This window comes from Paraburkholderia sp. SIMBA_027 (assembly GCF_046535315.1).
Taxonomy (GTDB): Bacteria; Pseudomonadota; Gammaproteobacteria; order Burkholderiales; family Burkholderiaceae; genus Paraburkholderia; species Paraburkholderia tropica.
Map to the genome: position 1 here is coordinate 1 of NZ_JAWRWY010001235.1, position 250 is coordinate 250.

The window sequence follows — 250 nt, forward strand, 5'->3', positions numbered from 1 at the left end:
CTCCACGTCAACGGCATCGGTGGCCGCCGGTTCCGCGACGGCGTGCGGCCGGAATTCGCCTTCCACCACGCGGCCGTCACCGGCTAGGCGTTTCAGCGCGGTGTTGACCACGGCGACCCCAAGCCCAAGCCGGGAGGCCGCTTCCGCGGCAGTGAAGGGTCCGTGGGTGCGTGCGTACCGTGAAACAAGGTCACCCAAAGGATCATGGACGGGCTCGATGAAAGCGAGGGGAACGCCCATGGGAAGCGGG

General features: G+C 68.0%; 1 protein-coding gene. It reads right to left on the minus strand.

Annotation, left to right across the window (positions count from 1 at the left end; genetic code table 11):
- A partial coding sequence (locus tag SB764_RS43085) for a DNA glycosylase AlkZ-like family protein (protein ID WP_410867181.1) occupies positions 1–240 on the minus strand: 240 nt, incomplete at its 3' end.
- Between the last annotated feature and the right edge of the window lie 10 nt (positions 241–250).